Source organism: Rhizobium sp. Root1220 (assembly GCF_001426265.1).
GTDB lineage: Bacteria > Pseudomonadota > Alphaproteobacteria > Rhizobiales > Rhizobiaceae > Rhizobium.
In genome coordinates, this window is the sequence record NZ_LMDG01000030.1 from 1 (window position 1) to 1,167 (window position 1,167).

General features: G+C 59.7%; 1 protein-coding gene and 1 pseudogene. Both read left to right on the forward strand.

Going from position 1 to position 1,167, the window contains the following annotated elements:
- A pseudogene (locus ASC90_RS17125) lies at positions 1-248 on the forward strand (ATP-dependent DNA ligase); the annotation flags it as partial.
- A gap of 57 nt (positions 249-305) precedes the next feature.
- Complete coding sequence (locus tag ASC90_RS17130; RefSeq protein ID WP_056542752.1) at positions 306-1,079, forward strand: SOS response-associated peptidase; 774 nt, start codon at positions 306-308, stop codon at positions 1,077-1,079.
- Positions 1,080-1,167 lie beyond the last annotated feature (88 nt).

Below are 1,167 nucleotides of genomic sequence, written 5' to 3' on the forward strand. Positions count from 1 at the left end.
ACGTCGGGACGGGCTTCAAGGAAGCGGAGACCGCGAGCCTGAAGAAGATGCTCGACACACTGCGCTGGAAGCGAAAGCAGCCACCGGTTGATCCGGGTAACGCTGGCCGCAACGTCATTTGGGTTCAGCCGACCTTGATTGCCGAGATCGAGTTCCGCGCCTGGACGATGGACGGCAAGCTTCGACACGCATCCTATAAAGGATTGCGGGAGCGCCAAGACAATGCCGACGTCGTTCGCCTCGACTAGCGGATGGCGCGACATGCGGTAAGTTAGCTCCGGTTCTATCGGGAGCGACAGGCGCGGATGTGCAATCTATATCGCATGGAAGACAAGGACTGGGTCGGCAGGTGGGCCCAGGATGTCGAGAGCCTGATCAATATCATGCCGGCCTACCAGATGAACCCCGACCAGACGGGGCCGATCCTCCGCAACACCGCCGACGGCCGCAAGCAGCTTGTCCATGCGCGATGGGGCCTTCCCTCGCCATTCTTCGTACAGAAGAAGGCAGCCCAGACCCGGGCCGACAAGCTCAAGGCCAAGGGCCAGGCCGTCGATATGGACGAGTTCATTCGCATGGAACCCGATCGCGGCATCACCAATGTCCGAAAGCTCAACATTCCCCATTGGAAGCGCTGGTTCGGCCTCGAGCATCGGTGCCTCGTACCGGTCACCAGCTTCGCGGAACCGGATCCCGCCAGCCAGGAAGAAGGCGGCAAGGTGCCGAACGCCTGGTTTGCGCGTGATGAGGCGAAGTCGCTGATGTTCTTTGCCGGCATTCATGTGCCGGGCTGGAAGAGCGTCAGGAAGGTGAAGGACGGGCTGACGTCTGATGACCTCTACGGTTTCCTGACGACAGATGCCAACAATCTGGTGAAGCCGATCCACGACAAGGCGATGCCGGTGCTGCTGCTTACGCGGGAGGAGACCGACGTCTGGATGCGGGCGCCGTGGGAGGAGGCGATGCACCTGGCGCGACCGCTGCCTGACGACGCGCTGATCATATCGTCGCGTGAGCCCTATGGCTCCTTGATCGTTGCTAAAGACGGGCAACCACTGCAGCAGCCGATGCTGCTGTAGCTGCAAAACTCCTCAATTGCCTTCGCGCTATTTGACTCTACAGCCAAATGTTCTTATTTTGTTCCCTATTCCATTAGGGAAAGGATAG

What these genes read in the sequence shown, in the direction of transcription:
- ASC90_RS17130 (WP_056542752.1), top strand. Translation starts at nt 306, where the DNA reads ATGTGCAATCTATATCGCATGGAAGACAAGGACTGGGTCGGCAGGTGG.